The organism is Bacillus sp. FSL P2-0099, from assembly GCF_038007445.1.
GTDB lineage: Bacteria > Bacillota > Bacilli > Bacillales > Bacillaceae_G > Bacillus_A > Bacillus_A mycoides.
This window is the reverse complement of sequence record NZ_JBBOXE010000001.1, coordinates 1,658,647-1,677,576: the sequence shown is the minus strand read 5'-3', so window position 1 is coordinate 1,677,576 and position 18,930 is coordinate 1,658,647. Positions and strand designations below refer to the sequence as shown.

Sequence of the window (18,930 nt, the reverse complement as noted above, 5' to 3'; positions counted from 1 at the left end):
ATCACCATCTTATTGAAATACTTTCTTAAATTGTTTTGCTATTTCATCTTGTTCTTTCTCAACTGTTTTCCAATCAATATTTAATACTGGAATCTCTTCTACATTCGGTCTATTTTCAGCTTTTATATCTTTTCTACCGGGCAACAAATACGCTTTAGAAACTTGTTTTTGCACATCATCTGATAATAAATAATCAATAAACTCTTTTGCACCTTCTACATTTTTACTATCCTTCATAATGCCTGCTGCACGTGGACTAATGACTGTTCCGCTTTTTGGATATACGATATCAACCGGTTCACCCTTTGCTTTTGCACTGTACGTCATATAGTCAACACCCGCAATTACCATATCTTTCGCACCTGTTACAACTGGGTCTAACGCTTCTTGGTTTGCCCCAGCTACTGTAACTTCATTTTTCTTAAGCTGTTCAAATAAATTCCATCCATCTTGTCCATTCTTTTTCACATATCCTGTTACAAAGTCTAAAGCTGAACCTGAAAGTGCTGGATCTGGAAGATTCACTTTCCCTTTCCATTCTCCTTTCGTTATATCGCTCCAATCTTCAGGTGCTGTCTTCACATTTTTTGTGTTATACACAATTCCTAATGCTGAAGCACTATATCCAAAATAATGTCCTTTATCATCCGACCATTCAGAACGAAGCTTATCAGCTTGTTTTGCTCCTTTATAAGCTAACGTTTGCCCATCTTTTTTTAATCCTTCCATCGCTGGTAAAGAAGCAAGTACGACAACGTCAACGACTGGATTTTTCTTTTCAGCCTCCATTCTTGCTAAAATCTTACCTGTTGTTCCTTGAAACATTTCTACTTTTATCCCTGTTTTCTTTTCAAAGTCCTTTTGAATTTTTTCTGCTAATCCTTTTGGTCCTGCACTATATACAACAATTTTCTTTTCATTAGCGTTTTTATTTTTTGCATCTACACTGCCTGTCTTTGAGCTACAACCTGTTACTACAGCAGAAAATAGTAAAGTACATACAAATAAAGACTTAAGCGAACTGAATTTCTTCATACGATTCTCCCCCTATATGATGAATACATTTTTTTGGTACATATAACGATACCGGTTTACCAACGCTTAGCTTACTATTGTGATAAGCTGTCCATACACCCAGTGTCCCCATGTTTACTTTCACTTCATAACGTTCTCCTACATATGTAACGTGCTGAACTTCACCTGTATACATTTCGCACAAGTCATTTTTTGTCCAGCTCACATGCTCTGGACGAATCATTTTTTTCCCCTCTACAAGCCAATTTGCCTTACCAATAAATTTTGCAACAAATTCATGAGACGGTTTCACATAAATGTCTTCTGGTGTTCCTTTTTGTAATACTTCACCCTGCTTCATGACAATAATTTGGTCTGACATTGACATAGCTTCTGTTTGATCATGTGTTACATACAATGCCGTTAAACCAATTGAATGAACGATGTCCATAAGTTCTAATCGCATTTCTTCTCGCAAAATTGCATCGAGTGCACTTAACGGTTCATCGAACAAAATAAAATGAGGTTTCGTTACAATTGCTCTAGCAAATGCGACACGTTGCTGCTGTCCACCTGAGAGTTCATGCGGATATCTTTTCTCCATACCTTGCAAACGAACTCGCTTTATCGCATCTTCTACCTTTTCTCTTAAGTGATTCGTTTGCTTTGTAGCCCTTAAACCAAATGCAACATTTTCAAATACAGTCATGTGCGGCCATAAAGCAAAATCTTGAAATACCATGCCGATATTCCGCTCATGAGGAGATGTTTTTATCTTTTTAGCAGAAGAATACATGCACTTATCTCCAAAATATATTTCACCTTTATCCGGTTCCTCAAGCCCTGCAATCATTCTAAGTAAAGTCGTTTTCCCGCATCCTGAAGGTCCTAAAAGTGTGGTGAATTCCCCTTTTTTCATTACAATCTGTAACGGCTTTAACGCCTGTGTTTTCCCAAATGCCTTTTCTAATCCATGAATTTTAATATCCATCGTTTCACCTCTCTCCCCTCATTCTTAACCTGCTTTCATTCTATCTGGAAGTTTTATACTGAATGTTAATGTACTGTAAAGATTAAATTAAAAAATCTCTAATAAACTATTTATTTCTATAGATTTTTTCTATAGTTAGAAGAAAAAGGGGCCAACTTATCATGAATCTCTTAAAATTAGAAATTGTAGTGCTTATTAAGAAATACAAAAAGCTTACTATTGTTGCAGAAAAACTTGGCGTTAAACAACCTACTATTACGTTTCACATAAAAAGCTTAGAAGAGGAACTTGGTGTGCCTTTATTTGAATTACGTTCCGGAAGGTATTTCTTAACAGAAGCTGGCGAGGCATTGCATCATTATGCTTGTAAAATAGATGCACTTATGAAAGAAGCTAGGCGGGTCACACAAGAGTTTAAAGATTTTAATAAAGGCGCTATAACAATTGGTGCTAGTTATGTACCCGCGACTTATCTTTTACCAGAAGTTGTTCACCAATTTCAATGCGAATTTCCAAATATAAAAATAACACTCATAGTAAAAACAGCTCCTGAAATTCGAACGATGCTACAAAATCATGAAATTGATCTCGGGGTAATTTCTGCGGCACCGTTTGACGAACCACTTCTAAAACAAATGAATGTAATGCCTGATACACTTGTTCTTGCCTTTTCCAAAGAACATCATCTTTCTAAAAGAACAAATGTATCATTACAAGATATCGAAAAAGAACGTATATTATTGCATCGTAACCCATCTACAACGAGAGATTTACTTACACAATGGACGTTAGCACATAACATTACATTCCAATCAGAAATTGAACTAGATTCATTAGAAACGATGAAACAAATTTTAAAATATGGTAATGGGGTTGCCTTTATTTCAAAACTTGCTATTGAGCAAGAAGTACAACGAAATGAGCTATGCTATATACCGATCCCTGATTTTGAATTTCAGCGTAATATTTATACCATTCATCATGAGGACAGATGGAATTCTAAAATAATTTCTTTTTTACTACATAGTATTACTTCTTTTGCAGAAAAAAATTAAAAGGCTGTCGTTATACACGACAGCCTTTTAAACTATAACTCTATTTGTTTTTCTTATCCTCAATTTTTGCTTGTGCCTCTTCAGCCTTATCTAATGCTTCTGAAACTTTTTTCTCTTTTTCTTTTACATCATCTATACTATCAACAGCTTTAATTAATTTATCGATTCCTTCTTCATTTACCTTTTTTCGTTTCGCTACTCTTTCATTTACTTTCTCTTCCACATCTTTTGCTTTTTGAAGCATATTCTCTGCATTTGATGTCACAGCTTTTTCAAGTGCATCATCTTTTTTCTTTTGTAACACTTCATTTGCAATATCTTTCGTTTCTAAATACTTACCGTCTTTTAATGCTGTCGCACCGCGATCTAGTAACTGAGCGACTTCTTTATATGCCTTCGCTTCATTTCCTGATTTCTCTTTTTCCGCTTTTTCAAACCACATAATCGCATCACTATATTTTTCATTTTTCAATGATTGCATACCTGTTTCAATATACGTGTCATAATTACTACATCCAGTCATTACGACTAACAGAAAAAGCATTACAAAACTTAATTTTCTCATGATGTTTTCTCCTTTTCTTTGCCTGCTCACTTTACTGTAACATACATGAAAAGGAGTTTCAAAAACTAAAATACTAATATGGTCATTTTTATATTGTTAAAATTTTCTTTTAAACCGATACATCCACTTGTTTTTTCGCCATATGCTGCTTTACTCCAACTAATACAACTAACAATAATCCTCCACCTAATGTCATCATAACAATGCTAGTCGGTAACATATCTAATAATAATCCATATACAATCATTCCAAGCGGTGCGATTGCAGTAGAAATTGTTTCAAGTAGACCGAATACACGTCCTAAATAGTTTGGATCTGTCGTCTTTTGCATATGTACTTGCATCGGGATATTTACAACCATCATTGATATACCGGTTAAAATCATAAAAGTGATATAGTAAATAAAACTTGCTACTTTCGGAATGATAACTAACAACGGAAAGACTGTGCATAAACTCAAGCCCGCAAATAAAAACAGTCCAATATAAACAGAGCGAAACGGATTATTCACTTCTTTACGTACTGATAAAACAATTGCACCAATTAGCATCCCGACTGCTAACATTCCCTCTACAACACCGAGTTGCTTCGAGGATAAATGCAAATTTTTAATAACAATATATGGAAGCGAAACGAAAAGTGCACTCGCAAAAAAGTTTACCCCTACTGCAATTTTCATTAAACCATATATTTCATGCTGTCGTTTCACATATGAAAAACCTTCTTTTATACTCGTCAAGAAATGCTCTTTACTTTCGACCAATTCTTTTTTATATAAATCAAATACGATGAATAATTGTACAATAACTGCTAAAAAGAATGTAATACTATTTAACAGGAAAAATGTTTTGATTGAAAAGAAACCAAATACAACTCCTCCAATAATCGGCGCTAAAATATTCGATAAAGATGATGCCGTCTGATTTAAAGCACTCGCTTTTTGAATACGCTCCTCATCTACTAAATTAGGAATAGACGAAGTTAATGAAACAGAATAAAAACTTGCACAAATTGATAATAATGCCGCTGATACATAAATAAACAGAAGTGATGGTCCAAATATAGTAGCAAGAATAAACATGATAAGCATTGTTAAGCTACTTAATAAATCAGTGCCAATTACAAGCCATCTTCGGTTCACACGGTCAGCTACAGCACCTGCAATTGGGCCACAGATCATTCTTGGTATTGATCCGCAAATAAGGGTAGTTGCAAACCCCATTCCTGAACCAGTTGTCTTTAATACGTATAATCCCATTGCAAACGTATAAATACCCGCCCCTAACAAGGACGTCATTTTTCCAATCATCATTAAAATAATATTTCTCGTTGCAATCTTCATTTTCCAATCATTTTGACCTATACTTACATCCCCCATTATGACACTCTCCCTTTAAAAGTTAAATTGTGTTAAACTTATTATATATAAAACTTTCCAATTTTTACAACGAAAAGTTTAATTATATTTAACTTTTTGATTATAAAGGAGCATATGATGGCTACTCTCGGCGAGAAAATTAAAACGTTACGAAAAGAAAAAAAGCTTACTCAAACTGAATTAGCAGGTCCAGAACTGACAAAAAGTATGTTAAGTCAAATTGAAAATGGAAAAGCTACACCTTCCATGAAAACATTACAATACATCGCTGAAAAACTTGGATGCGAAACGAGTTTTTTACTAGAAGAAGATGATGTAGAAATTGTAGAAATCATTCAACAAATGGAACAACTAATAAAGGCAAATAAATGTGATGAAGTATATGAGACTTTACTACCTATCGTTCAAAAAGAGCTACCTTCTACTTTAAATACCGCTCGTTTATATAAACAATTTGTAACAGCTGCGGCGATTATGAAAGATTACAACATTGAATATTACGTTGAAAAGGCTACTTCTATTTTTGAAAAATATACGTTATACCGGGACAGTACGGAAACAAAATTAAAATTATCCTTTACGATATTCACACGTAAAAAGTATGGTGAATGTTTACAACTTATAGCTAGTATTAGAAATGATTATGAGGAGAAACATTTAGAAATGGATCTCATTATACATATCGAGTTATGTTTATATGAAGCCATCATTTTACTAGCATGCGGCGATTATGAAACATGTGAAGTAACAATATTAGAGGCACTCGAGTTTTCAAAAAAGCATCAAGTATATTTTAAAACAGACGAATTTTATCGGATTTTATCTTACCAAAAAGTCATTACAGCTGATAAAGAACAATATTTATATTACATAAAAAAATCTGAGCAATTTGCCATTTTTACAGAAGATACTCTATCCATTGCGATTATTGATATTTTAAAAGCTTACTACTACAACACGATTACTAATGAATATACAATCGCATTAAAACATCTAGAACAATTTCGAGAGAAACTAAAAGATGAGCCACTTTTTCAAGACGACGGATTGTATTATCTTGAAAAAGGAAAAGCTTTATACGGATTGAAACATTACGAGGAAGCTTTACAAGCATTGCAACGTGGTATCATGCCGGATTATATGAACCATCCACTTGATCAAGCGTGGCTTACAACAGCAGGTGCATATCGTGCCCTTTGTTATGTAAAACTTAACGATAAAAAAAGGGCTCTGGAGGAAGCTACAGAAGCCGCTCAAAAGATACAATCCTACCCGGATTCCATCTTTTCTTCTTTTATTAAAGAAACATTACAAATAATACAAAAACTTTAAAAATGTCTCGAAATGGTATATTATTCCTCCTTTTTTGCAAAGATAATAATGATGGGAGGAATATAAATGAATATACAACGCGCAAAAGAGCTTTCCGAGTCATCTGAAGAAGCCAATGTCAGTTTTCAAGGCATGCCTGTTATGATTCAACACGTCGATGAAAGCAACGAAACCGCCCGCATATATGAAGTAACAAATCCAAAACGCGAATTAACGGTTCCAGTTAATAGCTTAGAGGAAATATAAAAAATGCCACTTCTTTTTTTTGAAGTGGCATTTTCTTTTATTATATATTTCATCACTAGTTTTTCCTTTTTAGTAAACCATACAGCCCAATACAAATTACAATTAGACCTACTATGCCAAAAGCCAGTTTCTCAAATAAATCTCTTGTTTCATGACTCCTAACTTCTACTATACTTTTGTTTTGTCGTTCAATTTCATTTTGGTCTGTTTCTACTCGCTCTCCATATACTAACAATCGATATTTACTAGATGTATATGGTTCACATGTAAGTAATGTAACTCTATCTTGTCCTTTTATTACACTCAATTTATCAACTTGATTTGGATTAATTATCTCACGCCCAATTACTTTATAAACAAGTTGTTTTCCAAGTACATTGACATAGAATATATCGTCATCAGCCAATTTATCCAGGTGCCGAAACATCCTCGCGCCATGATAGCCTCGATGCCCTGCCAATACAGTATGCGTATCTTTCCCACCAATTGGTAAAGAAGTCCCTTCAAGTTGGCCTATTCCTTTACTTAAGTTTTCTTGATTTGCACCTAAGTAAATTGGCAACTCCTCATTTATTTTTGGAATTGAAATCATACCAAACATCTCGTTTTTGTTTATAAAGTCTAACTGCTCATTATCTACTTCAGTATCATGAACAAATGGATCATTCATTTTGAAAGTAGTTTTCCCTAACAAATGGTTATATGTTTCCATCTTCCGAAATTTCTCATTGGCATCTTCTGCTTTTGAATTATTTACCATCTTTTCATAACGAATTACTCTTGTTTTATATACATAATTGTTTATATAATTAGCAAGCAATGGATATAGAAATAGAGATAACCCTGTAAGGAACAATACTAAACTTATTAAGCTCCTTCTCACACACACACCACACAATACATATTATTTTCGTTTTTTCAAATAAATCATTAGAAGGATGATACAAATAAGAACAATGGGAAGAACAATCATCCAATCTTCTATAATAAAAGATTTTAGAATCATTTCTTTTTCTCCAGCATCATATGGAACCCGGTGTCCTCTCACTAATAGCCTATGCGTATTCACTCCATAAGGGGTACATGTAATTAATGTTGCATAATCTTCTCCTTGTACAACTAATAAATCTCCTGTTTCATTTGGTAATACAACTTTTATTTGATCTACCTTATAGGCAAGTACTTTATCTAATGAATGAATATAAAATATATCGTCCTTTTCAACTTTATCTAAATGAGTAAACATTAGTGCTGAAGGTAAACCACGATGCCCCGTTAAAACTGTATGCGTATTTTCTCCCCCTACTGGTAATGAAGATTCGTTCAGTTGTCCAACTCCGCGGGTTAGTACGTCTTCAGTCGTCCCTTGATAAATCGGAAGATTCACATCAATTTTTGGAATTTCTACATATCCCATAACATCACCGATATTTAACATATCTATATGCGAACTTTTGTTCTTATCACTATTTTCATGAAATGGGTCCGAAAATGTTTGCATCGTACTTTGAACTTTTTCATTATATTCCCGTGCTTCTTTCTCCTTACGTTCAATTTCTTCTTTTTGTAAATTATTTACTGCTTCATCGTACGTACTTACTTCCGAATAGTGCGTTCTCGTTGCAAACCAATTACTTGCAATCGGATATAAAAATATACTTAAACCTAGCAAAAATATACTGCCAAAAATAATATTTCGTCTCATAACATCCTCTTTCACTACGGATAAAATGTGGAAAAGAGGAAAGCAATATGCCTTTCCTCTTTTCCAAACTCAATTATTATAAAAATATCAATTAGGAATTCTTCACAGGTTTCTTTCTAAAGAAGATAAACGCTGCTGTCACCATTAATAACAGACCAACTACTGTGAAGAAAATTGTTCCTATACCACCTGTTGCTGGTATAATCCATCCGCTCTTATTGTTCTCAACCTGCAGATCAATTAATTTATGATCTTTATCAATTTTAATATCAATTGGATCTCTTAATTTTTGATATTGCTCTACTGCACCGTCTTCATCTTTATACTTTGGTGCTACCGTTTCAACAATTTGATATTCACCATACGGGATTTCATTCCATGTAATAATACCATTTGCATCAGTGATATCATCCATTTTCTTTTTGTTTACTACTACAATATTTCCCTTTTTATCTCGTAATTCGAATCTTGCACCTTCTAATTTCAGAGACTTATTCTTACCATCAATTTTTTCGATTTTTATATTTCCCATTGTTGGTGTAACCACTACTTCGTTTGATGGTTTTCCATCTTTTTCTGATGAAACATCATCTTTGTTTACAAAATCAAGTACTGCTTTGTTCGGAATTTCCACTCCAGATTGAACATCACCTTTAATTTTTGCAGTAATTTGCAAGTGTAATTCTTTCCCTGTTACTTTCGAAAAATCTTCCACTGAAGCAATAACCTTTTGTCCAGCAACAATTACATTTACAATACTCTCATCAACTTTTTTACCATCAATCATTACAATTGGTGTTCCAACAACCTCTAAACGATCATCTAAAACATCGGTTACAACATAATTTTGATACGTTTGAATATCCTCAGGAAGCAATGTTTTAATATCATACGTATACTCTGTTTCACGATTTATTCCCGCGTTCTTTGAACTGTCGTTAATCGTTTTTTCAATTGTAGGCTCTTTATAGTTCTTTACATCTTTTTCTAACTTAACTAGTTTACCAGTTTCTTTAATAGCAAAAGGATATTCTTCTTTACTTGTTAAATAACCTTTTGGAGCCTTTTCCTCTATAAAATAATAGTTTCCATACTCTAAAGAATCTACACTAATTTTACCATCTAATCCTGTTACTAGTGGAAGTGGTGTTTTTACTTGTGTGTTTGTGCCATCTTCATTTTTTTTGAATAAATGGAATTCCGCACCTGATAACACACTGTCCCCTTCACCTTTTTTTATTAATTCTACTGAACCACGTTTCGTTTCATTCTTTGGATAAATATGAACATCGTAGTTTAAATCTTTACCGTCTGCACTTGTCATTGGAATATCAACAATAAAAGTACTCTTATCTAATTCAATATGGTCTGGACCTTTAACAGCTTTTACTTCATAACGTCCTAGCGGAAGATCTTTAAAAACAGCTTCCCCTTTCGCATCTGTTATCTTTGTAATTGCAGCGTCTTTTACTGGATTTTCCTCTTCTTTTATAACAGTTCCATCATTTGAAATCTTTTCAAATGACTCAATTCGTTTAATTTCAAAAGTTACACCTTCTAAAGGCTTTGCATCTTCCGGAACAATTTGTCCTTCTTTCCCATTACCTTCTGAAGTTGTTTTAGCATCTTTACTTTGTTCAAACTTGTGAATCGTTAAAGTACCTGTACTTCTAGATTCCGCACTAACAATCATGTTAGATAGCGTTGAAAAAGCTAACATACCAATTAAAAATAAACTAAAAATCTTTTTCATAGTTGCCCACTCCCTATCATTTCTATTGCTTTTGTTCTATCTATCTTTCACTGTTTCTCTTTCTAACAAAGAGGAACAATGTAACAAACATCAATATTCCACCCATTACATAATAAATAATTGTCCCTATTCCACCAGTCTCTGGAATAACGAATTCACTCTTCTTATTTACTACTCTTATTTTTTGTGAATTCATTCCAGGCTTCACTTCTATTTCTACTGGCTCTCTCATCAGCACATATCCTTTTGGTGCTTGTACTTCTTTTAATGTATATTTGCCAACTATTAATGGAGTAGAAGTTGCCAAACCATCTTTATCGGTTGTTAATTTACATACTATATTTCCACCTTTACTTATCACTTCAAATACTGCGCCTTCTAATTTGAGATTTTCATCGTTCGCATCTACTTTTTCAATCTCAAATTCCCCTAATGTTGGTGGTACTACAAATACTTCATTTGATACGGATTTCTTCTGATCAAACAGTAACTCCGCTTTATTTGGAATACCACCATTCGCATTGTATTTCGTTACTATATCTGCATTTACATTAGCATTTAGCATTGACTTAATGTGCATTGTATAAGATTGATTCGCAAGATAATTATAATTTCCGTCCCGCTTTGGTAACTCAATACTTACTTTCTTTAATAGCTCATCAATTTGCGGTATAACTTCTATGGCCTCTCCATCACTGTTTACAAGTTGTACTTGTAGGATAGTTAAAATATCTTCTAAGTCATCCTGTAATACCACTTTTTCAAGGTCCATGACATCATTTCCAAAATTATAGTTTACATGCCATGTAAACTCTTCACCTACACTTTGTAATGTCGCCTTTTCCACTTCTATTTCATCTGAGTCCGAAACCATTTTACTCACCTTAGGTTCCTTTGCTTTCACATTCGTTTTTACATTCGGTTTTTGTGGTGGTAAATCTTCATTATCTGGTGTTTTCCCCTCAACAACCGCTATGTTCTCAATTTCTTTCGTTTTTAATGCGTCTTGCGTAACTTTCACTTTAAAAGTTACCATTCTTTCTTCCGTATCAAGCACGTCACCAAAGTTTACTTTAATCGTATTATCCTCATACGACCCTGCATCTTCGTCAACTGCGTCTGTCAATAAATTCCCATTCACTTTCATACTACCAGCTACATACTCTACACCTTCAGGAAGTTTATCCATTAGACGCATATCTTTAATAAGTCCATTTTCTACCTTATTTCGAACTTTAATTTGATACTCAAATTTATCATTGACATGAACTTTTTCTTGCCTCATATCAATAATCTCTTTCTTCGATTCTAGTTGTCCAGACAACGGGTCGACTGGTGTTTCAACTTCTGGCTTCTCCTTATCGGCCGAACTATCAGTCTCAACTATTGCTATATTCTTTACTTTCTTATTTGCCATTTCTGGTTTTACAACAATTTCAAACGTGATTGCTTTCTCTTCCTCGCCTTTAAGGTCGCCGAAATGAGCATAAATTGTTCCATCTTTTATATGTGCATGATCTTCATCTTCAACATCCGTTTGTTCCTTCCCGTTTATCTTTAACGTGTTTGGAACATATTCTACTCCTTCAGAAAGTTTATCCGTAATTTTAACTGATTTTAAGAGAGAATCTGGCACACTATTTTTAGTATGAATTGTATATTCTAGTTTGTCGCCAACTTTCAGCGTACCACCGTTTATATCTTTAGCTAGTTTAGTAGCTACTAACTTACCGTGTTTCTCTTCTAGTTCAGGTATTACTTTAACTACTACTTTATTAGAATCATTAGCTTCAACCTGACTTCCTGTTAACTCATCAATCCCTTGAACAACAGCGATATTAGGAATTTCTGTTTCTACCTTTTCTCCCCTTAATTTCGCTTTAAATTCAACGGTTGTCTCAGGTGTTTTATCCGTATAGATTCCACCTTTCGTAGCATTTGCTCCTTCACCAATTCTTATCGTTAACTTTCTTGTCTTTGCATTATAATCAACCTGTTCTGTTTGATCTCCCGCATTCGGACCAGAAATAATTTTCACCGAATCTGGTACAAATTCTAGACGCGAATCTAAAACATCTTCAATTTTTGTATCAACAGAACTCGAATTCGGTTCAATGTTTTTCACCCGTAAACGATATGTAACTTCATCACCGGGATCGTACTTTTCTTTTGTATCTATTACTTCCTTAGCGATTACAAGCTCTGGCGCTGTTGCATTTACTGCAAAGGCTAATGTATTTAATACGTAATCATCACCAGATGTCGCAGCTTTTAAACGTATTTCCTTTTGATTTGGTTTAATATATCCTGCCGGTAGCTTTATTAAATCTGCATCAACCCCTAAATTATTTTTATAATCTGGGTTAAATGTACCTGGATACTTATCTCGCATATGTTCCTCATATTCAGAAATAGTGGAATTAAATATATTACCTGTCGGATTTAGCTTATCAGTAACTTCCTTCCAGGTGTTATCTGTATGAACAAAGAGTTTATCACCTTGCCAATATCTATCTCCTTGAACAGCGAAAACAGAAACTTTCGGATCTAAATCTCCAGTTTTTGAAGCAATAAAGTTTTTCATCGTGAATTCTTTTTCACCAGATCCAGTAGCTCTTTTCAATCCACCATCATACACAGTAAATGCTTTTCTAGTTTTTGACTTATCTTTCGTGATTACTAACATGTACCATCCAGCAAAAGAATAATACCCAGAATTATATGCAAGTTTTGTATTTGGATAAGGAATATTTGCTACAGTATAGCTTCCTGCTTTTGCATTAGAAGACTTTAAAAGCCCTGTAACATCTGCATAGTTAGAATAATAAGTACCATCAATACCGAAACCATAAAGCAAGCCACTTCCGTAATACGTATTACTTGGTGATACTTGAAAGCTCTTCCCGGCCGGTGTAGTAAACTTAACTGGTGCCACATATTGCTGTTGCGTTAATTCGTAACGTGTTGAACTCCAATATAACCCAGCCCATTCGATTTCAGCATCCTCTGGAACAGGAATATATGCTTTAGATGAATTTGTAGTTGTTGGGTCGTCATCCACATCAATTAATTCACGTGTATAACCATTCGGTGTTGTCCCGTACGTATACGTTATATCCGAATACAATGCCGTTTGTTTCTGAGCTTCAGTAGCTTTAATACCTAAATTCACATTCCCAGTAGAATACATATCACCTTTATGAATAGATTGATAGGTTGGTGTATCAAAACCTTCTTCATCTGTAACTTCTGCCCTTACTCTATCCATTGGTTTAAAAAACTGTAACTGCGATAATAGTAAAAATAAGCTCATAACAACTACAAATACATTTAATATTTTTTTATTTTCTTTTATCTTATTGTGCAAAGAGGTCACCTCCTTAATTAAAATCCATTAATATATTATGCGAATATACTTTATATGTATTATTCTAATATAAAATATAAGATTTGTTAACAAAATATGTGATAAATTACTAATTTATACATTTTTATATAAAGATTTTTAGATTTATTATAAGTATTTAATAATAATTAAATTTCGAATATAAAATAGAAACTTCATACTTTTTCTCCTATTTATGATATTCTACACAACACGAATTACTTAATAATTATAAGGTAATATAAAAAAATTTTATCGCTGATTACTTACAATTAATACAAATAACATTGGAAGAGCAAAATATTCAAAAGAAACCAACACAAGTATGCTGGATTAAAATTTACGGCCTAAAAAAGAAAAGAAGCCTCGTTCTTCTTTTCTTTTTATTACATGCTAAAATACAAACTATAAACTACTATTCAAGGGGGAAATTGTATGGAAAAGAATCCACAAAAAATTAATCCTTATTATGCAGTTATATTCACTTCTAATCTATCGAATGATACAACAGACTATAATGCCGTTGCCGAAAAAATGGAGGACCTTGCGAAACAGCAACCTGGATTTTTAAGTGTAGAAAGTGCACGAGGTAATCCAGGACTCGGAATTACAATTTCTTATTGGGAATCACTCGAAGCAATTGAAAATTGGAAAAAGAACGCCTTACATAAAGAAGCGAAAAAAAGAGGCCGTGAGCAATGGTATGAAAACTTCCACCTGCGTATCTGCCTTGTTGAGAAAGAATATAAGTTTCATAGAGATACATTGTAACTATGAAGAAAAAATTAGCTCTCGTTTCTGTTCATGAAATATACGGTGTGAACGATCATATGCATCATGTTATTGACCACTTCAATACATCTCATATAGATGTATTCTGTCCTAATCTTCTACAATTACAACAAGCATTTCATTATAGTGATGAAGAAAAAGCATATCATCATTTTATGAATCACATTGGATTTGATGATGGAAAAGAGCAAATTGAAGAACTCATTACTAGCCTTTCCAATAGTTACACACATATAGGACTTCTTGGTTTTAGCGTTGGGGCAACAATCGCTTGGCTCTGTAGTACCAATTCAAAAATAGATTTTATCATTGGTTGTTACGGTTCTCGTATACGCGACTATGTTCACGTGAAACCTTCGTGTGCTACATTACTTATTTTCCCTGAAAAAGAAACTAATTTTTCAGTATGCTCCTTAATGAAAACATTACAGCAACAAGATAATCCTTTATTAGAAATAAAACAACTACAAGGTGAACATGGATTTTTAAATCCATACACTGAAAAATATAACAAGGAATCTACAAAGCAAGCATACAAAATAATAGATTCGTTTCTTATGAAGACAATCTTATAAAGGAGCTTCATATGTCACTAACATTACTATTACTCATTTTCATAATAATTCCCTTTCTTTCAGCATTAGCTCTCATTTTTATAAACGTTAAAAAAGGGACATTATTAAAACGTCCCTACTTACAATCATTCATCGTATGCACTTTGTTTTTTTGCTAATTGGATATTATATTTAACAAATTTTTATTCATTACTACCTGAGAAAGTGAGTGAATTCATATTCCTGCCCATTTGGTTTTTCCTTTGCGTTTTAGGCTTTATCGTTTTCTCACGCGAATGGAAAAACAATCGTGTTTTCTCCGTATCTATCGGTTTTCTTTCCTTTATTAGTTTTCTATTTGGGTTATTGTTGTTAGTTACTTCCAGAATGTGACTATGAAACGCTATTAAAAACCTAATCACTTTATTTCATTAACAGCTTTGACCTGAACTTGGTATAATACCAAGTTCGGGTCTATTAATTTCTCCTTAATTTTTATGTAATTATTATATCTCATCTATTTTACACTCTCTTCTTGAAATCATTCCACGGTCTTTTAAACTTAGAAATTCATAGTATCAAGGAATTGTTCAGCTGCTTCATTCTCCTCAATATACTTTTGAAGTCGTATATTCATGATCCCCATATAATCATACCAATTTTAATGAATTCATTAATCACTTTTAAAACAATTGAACTGTTTTGTCTTAAACAGATTGAAATTAAATAGCATTTTCTTAATGATTGTAAAACCAATGTAAAAATTATAAATCTTTATAACTAGTTATTCACACATTAGGTAAGATGGATTACTCTCTTTATTGAGAAGGCCTCTCAATAATAAAATAACAGGGAGAAAAACATGAAAACAAAAATTTTTTCTATTATTACAGCTTTAACTTTAATGACATGTTTCGCTATACCAACATTAGCAACATCTAGTAGTTACAGTTTTAAAATGGACTATCGAGTGGTGGATGGCAGTAAAAACAAACAGTTCCACACACTGTCTAAAGGAAGTGTATATATCAACGGGAGCGCATATGTATATTCTACTGATGGAGGAGCGATGGGACCTTACGATGTAAAATATACTCTGTACAGATCTGCATGGGGTTCGGACCCTAGTTATGGAACAGTTAATGGCGGCATAAATAAATCTTTCTCTGGTGCATACAATGTTGATACAAATTCAAATGAATACTACTTATTTATTTGGAAAACAAATGACGATGGACAGAATGTAAAAGGGAACGGAAAAATATCTAATTAAAATATTGCTACTAAACTATGAAAATATGAGGGATTTTAAAAATGCTAATTGACTTTGATGGTTTTATTCTTATTGGAGCATTTATTATATGGTTATTTTCACTCCTCTTTTTTAAGTTACACCTAAAAAAGAGGAACATGTACTTACTATTTTTTTCAATATTTTATTTGTACCTTTGTGTAGTACTTAATTATACCCAATTCCCAATTATTATAGATGAAAATATGAAAAAAGAAATTGGACAAAATGTTTGGAGAGATGCTAATTTTATACCATTCAACACGGAGCATTTCGCTATAACAACATCGTTACTTAATATACTACTAACAATTCCTTTTGGCTTTGGTTTTCCTTACATAAAAAAGACGAATTTCAAACAAGTTGTTTTATCAGGAATTGTCTTAGGGTTCTTGTTAGAAAATCTACAACTTTTATCAGCACTTTATGCCGGATTCACTTTTCGATATGTCGATATAAACGATGTAATTTTTAATTGTATGGGTGTCATTTTAGGGTATGGTATATCAAAAGGCTTTACCCTTGTGTATAGAACATTTATACACAAACTTGATATTAAATTGAATTCCTTTTTAAGATATATTTATGAAACGAACAATTCCTCAACATGACTTCCCTTTTACATTAGCATGTTCTATAACGTTTTATAGAACATTATAAAGCAAAAAAAATAGAAGAGAGAAAAGCCCAACATCAACTTTTCTTCCTTCTATTTTTACCTTTAGATTTCACTGTTACTGATTCACAAGGTGTGTAGTAAATTTGAGGTGTCGCCTTATCAACCACCATCATAAACGTAATAAAACCGATAATAAAGAAAATGAATACCGTTAATAAAATAGCGCCTATCGTTAAAAGTATCATAACACCACCCCTATATATTTCATGTTATTACACCTTTCGCTATTATATGAGCTGAATCCTTTTTAGAAAAATAAACGTAACAAAATAATTACAATGACTCCTGTTAATACTGTTCCTAATAAACTACGAGTATATATCGCTACGAAAAATGTAGGAATTGCCGCAATGATATAATCCCACTGCACTGTCTCATGCATAAATAATACTTGTGCTAAAAGTGCTGCTAATATCGCAATTGGTATGTAATTTAACCATTTTAAACCCCAGTCTGGAATTTGTAGTTTACTAAATACGAGAAGAGGTAAAATACGTGGTACGAGTGTGACAGCTCCGGCTGCTAGTAAAAGGAATAATACGTCCAATCTTACTTCCATTTTTCAATCACCACCCCGATTGTCGCAGCTAAAAGTGTTGCGATAATAACTGCTATACTATCTGGCATAAATAAGTGTGAAACGTATGCGATAATAATCGCTACAATTGCAACACTTAGATGAATGGCTAGTTTCGGTTTACTACTTATTAGCTGAAGTACAAATAATCCGATAAACATCGCTGGTAACGCATAATCCATTCCGTACGTATGAGGATCTGGTATCCACTCTCCAAAAAGCCCTCCGAGAACTGTAGCTAAAATCCAATTTAAATATGCTGTTACATTAAGTCCCAACATCCATTTCTCGCCTAAATAGCCTTTTTGTGCTGCTTGTTGCACTGCAACGCCGAAAGTTTCATCTGTAATTTGCGAACCAATTATTAAATTTTTAAAAAGAGGTATCTTGGTGAAGTAAGGTGCGAGTGCAGCACTCATTAATAAGTGACGTAAATTAACAAAGAACACAGTAAAAATAATTGCCGAGGCTGGGGCACCCGCTGCATACATACCCGCTAATATAAACTGAGCAGAACCTGCGTAAATTAATGTGGACATAAAAGCAATTTCTATGATCGAGAAACCTGCTGTTTTCGCAATAACACCAGCCGCTATACCGATGCTCAAATATCCAAATACAGTTGGTAAACAATCCTTTACACCTTGCTGAAATGAATCATCGCTCTGCAGTGTCATATGTGCTTGAGCTTTATTCACCATTATCTCCCTCCATTTCTTCCATAGTACGTTTTCCTGTTACGACATGAACTAAATCTATGTTTTCACGCCATAATGTATCTAATTTATCAGCTCCAAACTCCTTCGTAATCTCCTCCACCATAATGTCGTGCCGAACATATTCTGTAGCGACGAGAACTAAAGCTGGATCATACGTTGTAACGGCCCATGAAGTGCTATCATTTGAAAAGTTAGCAATTAATACTTCTTCCCCATCACGCGCGATAACAGTTAAATGACCACCCATTCTCTTTTCAACGACGTGAGGTGTCATATAATTATGGTGAAATGTCGCTCCTATTTTTGTTTCTGGATCACCAAATAAAATTGAAAAAATATGTACGCCTTCCGCTTCCTTTTGATGAATGAACGGCTCAATCTCGTGCACTTGATTTTCCCATACAGAAATCCATAACTCTTCTTTTGCTCTATTAATTATATTGCATATTTCTTTCAAAACACGATCATTTGAGCGAATATGCGAAATTACATCAATTTGTCGCTCTTGTTCTAAACAATTTAATTTTCGGTCTAGAAATTCAAAGGACTTTTCAAAATCTTTTCGCATTCGATCCATTAATTCCGTAGCTGGCACTGGTACATATTTCACTGGTTCAGAAGGAACGATATGCACCGCTCCTTTATCCATCAACTTGCCAAGTACTTCATAAATCATCGAACGAGGTACGCCTGTTTGTTTACTCACTTCATAACCTGTTACTGGGGAATGTTTTAATAAACCAATATACGCTTTACATTCATACTGGGAAAAACCTAACTTTTGTAACTCCTTTATTATTTCATCCATCGGTAACCCCTCACAATTTATATAGCTCTAATTTCAAAACTACGATTTCACTTTCCATTAGTAGTTATTGCTATACCTACTAATAT

19 protein-coding genes and 1 pseudogene are annotated in these 18,930 nt (G+C 33.5%); 8 read left to right on the top strand and 12 right to left on the bottom strand.

From position 1 onward, the window contains the following. Nucleotides 1-9: 9 nt before the first annotated feature. Together MKY90_RS08650 and MKY90_RS08645 are read right to left on the bottom strand one after the other, a co-directional pair. Nucleotides 10-1,035 (bottom strand): ABC transporter substrate-binding protein, encoded by a 1,026-nt coding sequence (locus tag MKY90_RS08650; RefSeq protein WP_002126664.1) that lies wholly within the window; start codon nucleotides 1,033-1,035, stop codon nucleotides 10-12. Then, nucleotides 1,013-2,005, bottom strand: coding sequence for an ABC transporter ATP-binding protein (locus MKY90_RS08645; protein ID WP_002126662.1), 993 nt, complete (start codon nucleotides 2,003-2,005; stop codon nucleotides 1,013-1,015). Before MKY90_RS08645 ends, MKY90_RS08650 begins: the two co-directional genes overlap by 23 nt. A 161-nt stretch (nucleotides 2,006-2,166) precedes the next feature. Between MKY90_RS08645 and MKY90_RS08640 the strand changes: the two genes are divergently transcribed. Further along, entirely contained in the window at nucleotides 2,167-3,060 is an 894-nt protein-coding gene (locus MKY90_RS08640) for a LysR family transcriptional regulator (protein WP_002126660.1), read from the top strand. Nucleotides 3,061-3,100: 40 nt separating this feature from the next. Here the strand turns inward: MKY90_RS08640 and MKY90_RS08635 are convergent, their stop codons facing one another. Beyond that, nucleotides 3,101-3,625 carry a DUF4398 domain-containing protein gene (locus tag MKY90_RS08635; protein ID WP_002086429.1) on the bottom strand — a complete coding sequence of 175 codons (525 nt, stop codon included), beginning with the start codon at nucleotides 3,623-3,625 and terminating at the stop codon, nucleotides 3,101-3,103. 109 nt (nucleotides 3,626-3,734) lie between these two features. Further along, nucleotides 3,735-5,003: an MFS transporter gene (locus tag MKY90_RS08630; RefSeq protein ID WP_033730446.1), complete on the bottom strand. Its 1,269-nt coding sequence runs from the start codon at nucleotides 5,001-5,003 to the stop codon at nucleotides 3,735-3,737. 117 nt (nucleotides 5,004-5,120) lie between these two features. Here MKY90_RS08630 and MKY90_RS08625 point away from each other — a divergent pair, with 117 nt between their 5' ends. After that, nucleotides 5,121-6,335, top strand: a complete 1,215-nt coding sequence (locus MKY90_RS08625) for a helix-turn-helix transcriptional regulator (protein WP_341091066.1) — start codon at nucleotides 5,121-5,123, stop codon at nucleotides 6,333-6,335. A 66-nt stretch (nucleotides 6,336-6,401) separates the two neighbouring features. After that, a complete protein-coding gene (locus MKY90_RS08620; protein WP_001025736.1) occupies nucleotides 6,402-6,581 on the top strand; it encodes an H-type small acid-soluble spore protein in 180 nt (59 codons plus the stop codon). A 55-nt stretch (nucleotides 6,582-6,636) separates the two neighbouring features. Here the strand turns inward: MKY90_RS08620 and MKY90_RS08615 are convergent, their stop codons facing one another. From MKY90_RS08615 to MKY90_RS08600, 4 genes are all read right to left on the bottom strand, one after another. After that, complete coding sequence (locus MKY90_RS08615) at nucleotides 6,637-7,464, bottom strand: class C sortase (protein ID WP_341091065.1); 828 nt, start codon at nucleotides 7,462-7,464, stop codon at nucleotides 6,637-6,639. 21 nt (nucleotides 7,465-7,485) lie between these two features. After that, nucleotides 7,486-8,286, bottom strand: coding sequence for a class C sortase (locus tag MKY90_RS08610; RefSeq protein WP_341091063.1), 801 nt, complete (start codon nucleotides 8,284-8,286; stop codon nucleotides 7,486-7,488). A gap of 91 nt (nucleotides 8,287-8,377) precedes the next feature. Next, nucleotides 8,378-10,039 (bottom strand): SpaA isopeptide-forming pilin-related protein, encoded by a 1,662-nt coding sequence (locus MKY90_RS08605; protein WP_341091061.1) that lies wholly within the window; start codon nucleotides 10,037-10,039, stop codon nucleotides 8,378-8,380. Nucleotides 10,040-10,079: 40 nt separating this feature from the next. Beyond that, on the bottom strand, nucleotides 10,080-13,406 hold the full coding sequence (locus MKY90_RS08600; protein ID WP_341091058.1) for an isopeptide-forming domain-containing fimbrial protein: 3,327 nt from the start codon (nucleotides 13,404-13,406) through the stop codon (nucleotides 10,080-10,082). A 453-nt stretch (nucleotides 13,407-13,859) separates the two neighbouring features. On the opposite strand from MKY90_RS08600, the gene MKY90_RS08595 reads away from it, so the two are divergent. The 5 genes and pseudogenes from MKY90_RS08595 (at nucleotide 13,860) to MKY90_RS08575 (ending at nucleotide 16,672) form a co-directional block, all read left to right on the top strand. Next, nucleotides 13,860-14,195: an antibiotic biosynthesis monooxygenase family protein gene (locus MKY90_RS08595; protein WP_328068780.1), complete on the top strand. Its 336-nt coding sequence runs from the start codon at nucleotides 13,860-13,862 to the stop codon at nucleotides 14,193-14,195. A gap of 2 nt (nucleotides 14,196-14,197) precedes the next feature. After that, nucleotides 14,198-14,791, top strand: a complete 594-nt coding sequence (locus MKY90_RS08590) for a dienelactone hydrolase family protein (protein ID WP_328068781.1) — start codon at nucleotides 14,198-14,200, stop codon at nucleotides 14,789-14,791. A gap of 11 nt (nucleotides 14,792-14,802) precedes the next feature. Then, nucleotides 14,803-15,163 (top strand): annotated as a pseudogene (locus MKY90_RS08585) (hypothetical protein). Between the two features lie 469 nt (nucleotides 15,164-15,632). Next, the gene (locus MKY90_RS08580) at nucleotides 15,633-16,043 is read left to right on the top strand and encodes a hypothetical protein (protein ID WP_341091054.1); all 411 of its coding nucleotides are present in this window, start codon (nucleotides 15,633-15,635) and stop codon (nucleotides 16,041-16,043) included. Between the two features lie 41 nt (nucleotides 16,044-16,084). Continuing rightward, complete coding sequence (locus MKY90_RS08575) at nucleotides 16,085-16,672, top strand: VanZ family protein (RefSeq protein WP_340803319.1); 588 nt, start codon at nucleotides 16,085-16,087, stop codon at nucleotides 16,670-16,672. An 82-nt stretch (nucleotides 16,673-16,754) separates the two neighbouring features. On the opposite strand, the gene MKY90_RS08570 is transcribed toward MKY90_RS08575, so the two are convergent. The 4 genes from MKY90_RS08570 to MKY90_RS08555 form a co-directional block, all read right to left on the bottom strand. Beyond that, complete coding sequence (locus MKY90_RS08570; RefSeq protein WP_002135439.1) at nucleotides 16,755-16,925, bottom strand: DUF3951 domain-containing protein; 171 nt, start codon at nucleotides 16,923-16,925, stop codon at nucleotides 16,755-16,757. Between the two features lie 62 nt (nucleotides 16,926-16,987). Continuing rightward, on the bottom strand, nucleotides 16,988-17,299 hold the full coding sequence (locus tag MKY90_RS08565) for an AzlD domain-containing protein (RefSeq protein WP_002086437.1): 312 nt from the start codon (nucleotides 17,297-17,299) through the stop codon (nucleotides 16,988-16,990). Next, nucleotides 17,290-18,018, bottom strand: a complete 729-nt coding sequence (locus MKY90_RS08560; RefSeq protein WP_002186218.1) for an AzlC family ABC transporter permease — start codon at nucleotides 18,016-18,018, stop codon at nucleotides 17,290-17,292. Before MKY90_RS08560 ends, MKY90_RS08565 begins: the two co-directional genes overlap by 10 nt. Next, nucleotides 18,008-18,844, bottom strand: coding sequence for a TrmB family transcriptional regulator (locus MKY90_RS08555; protein ID WP_341091051.1), 837 nt, complete (start codon nucleotides 18,842-18,844; stop codon nucleotides 18,008-18,010). The genes MKY90_RS08560 and MKY90_RS08555 overlap by 11 nt, the downstream gene beginning before the upstream one ends. Between the last annotated feature and the right edge of the window lie 86 nt (nucleotides 18,845-18,930).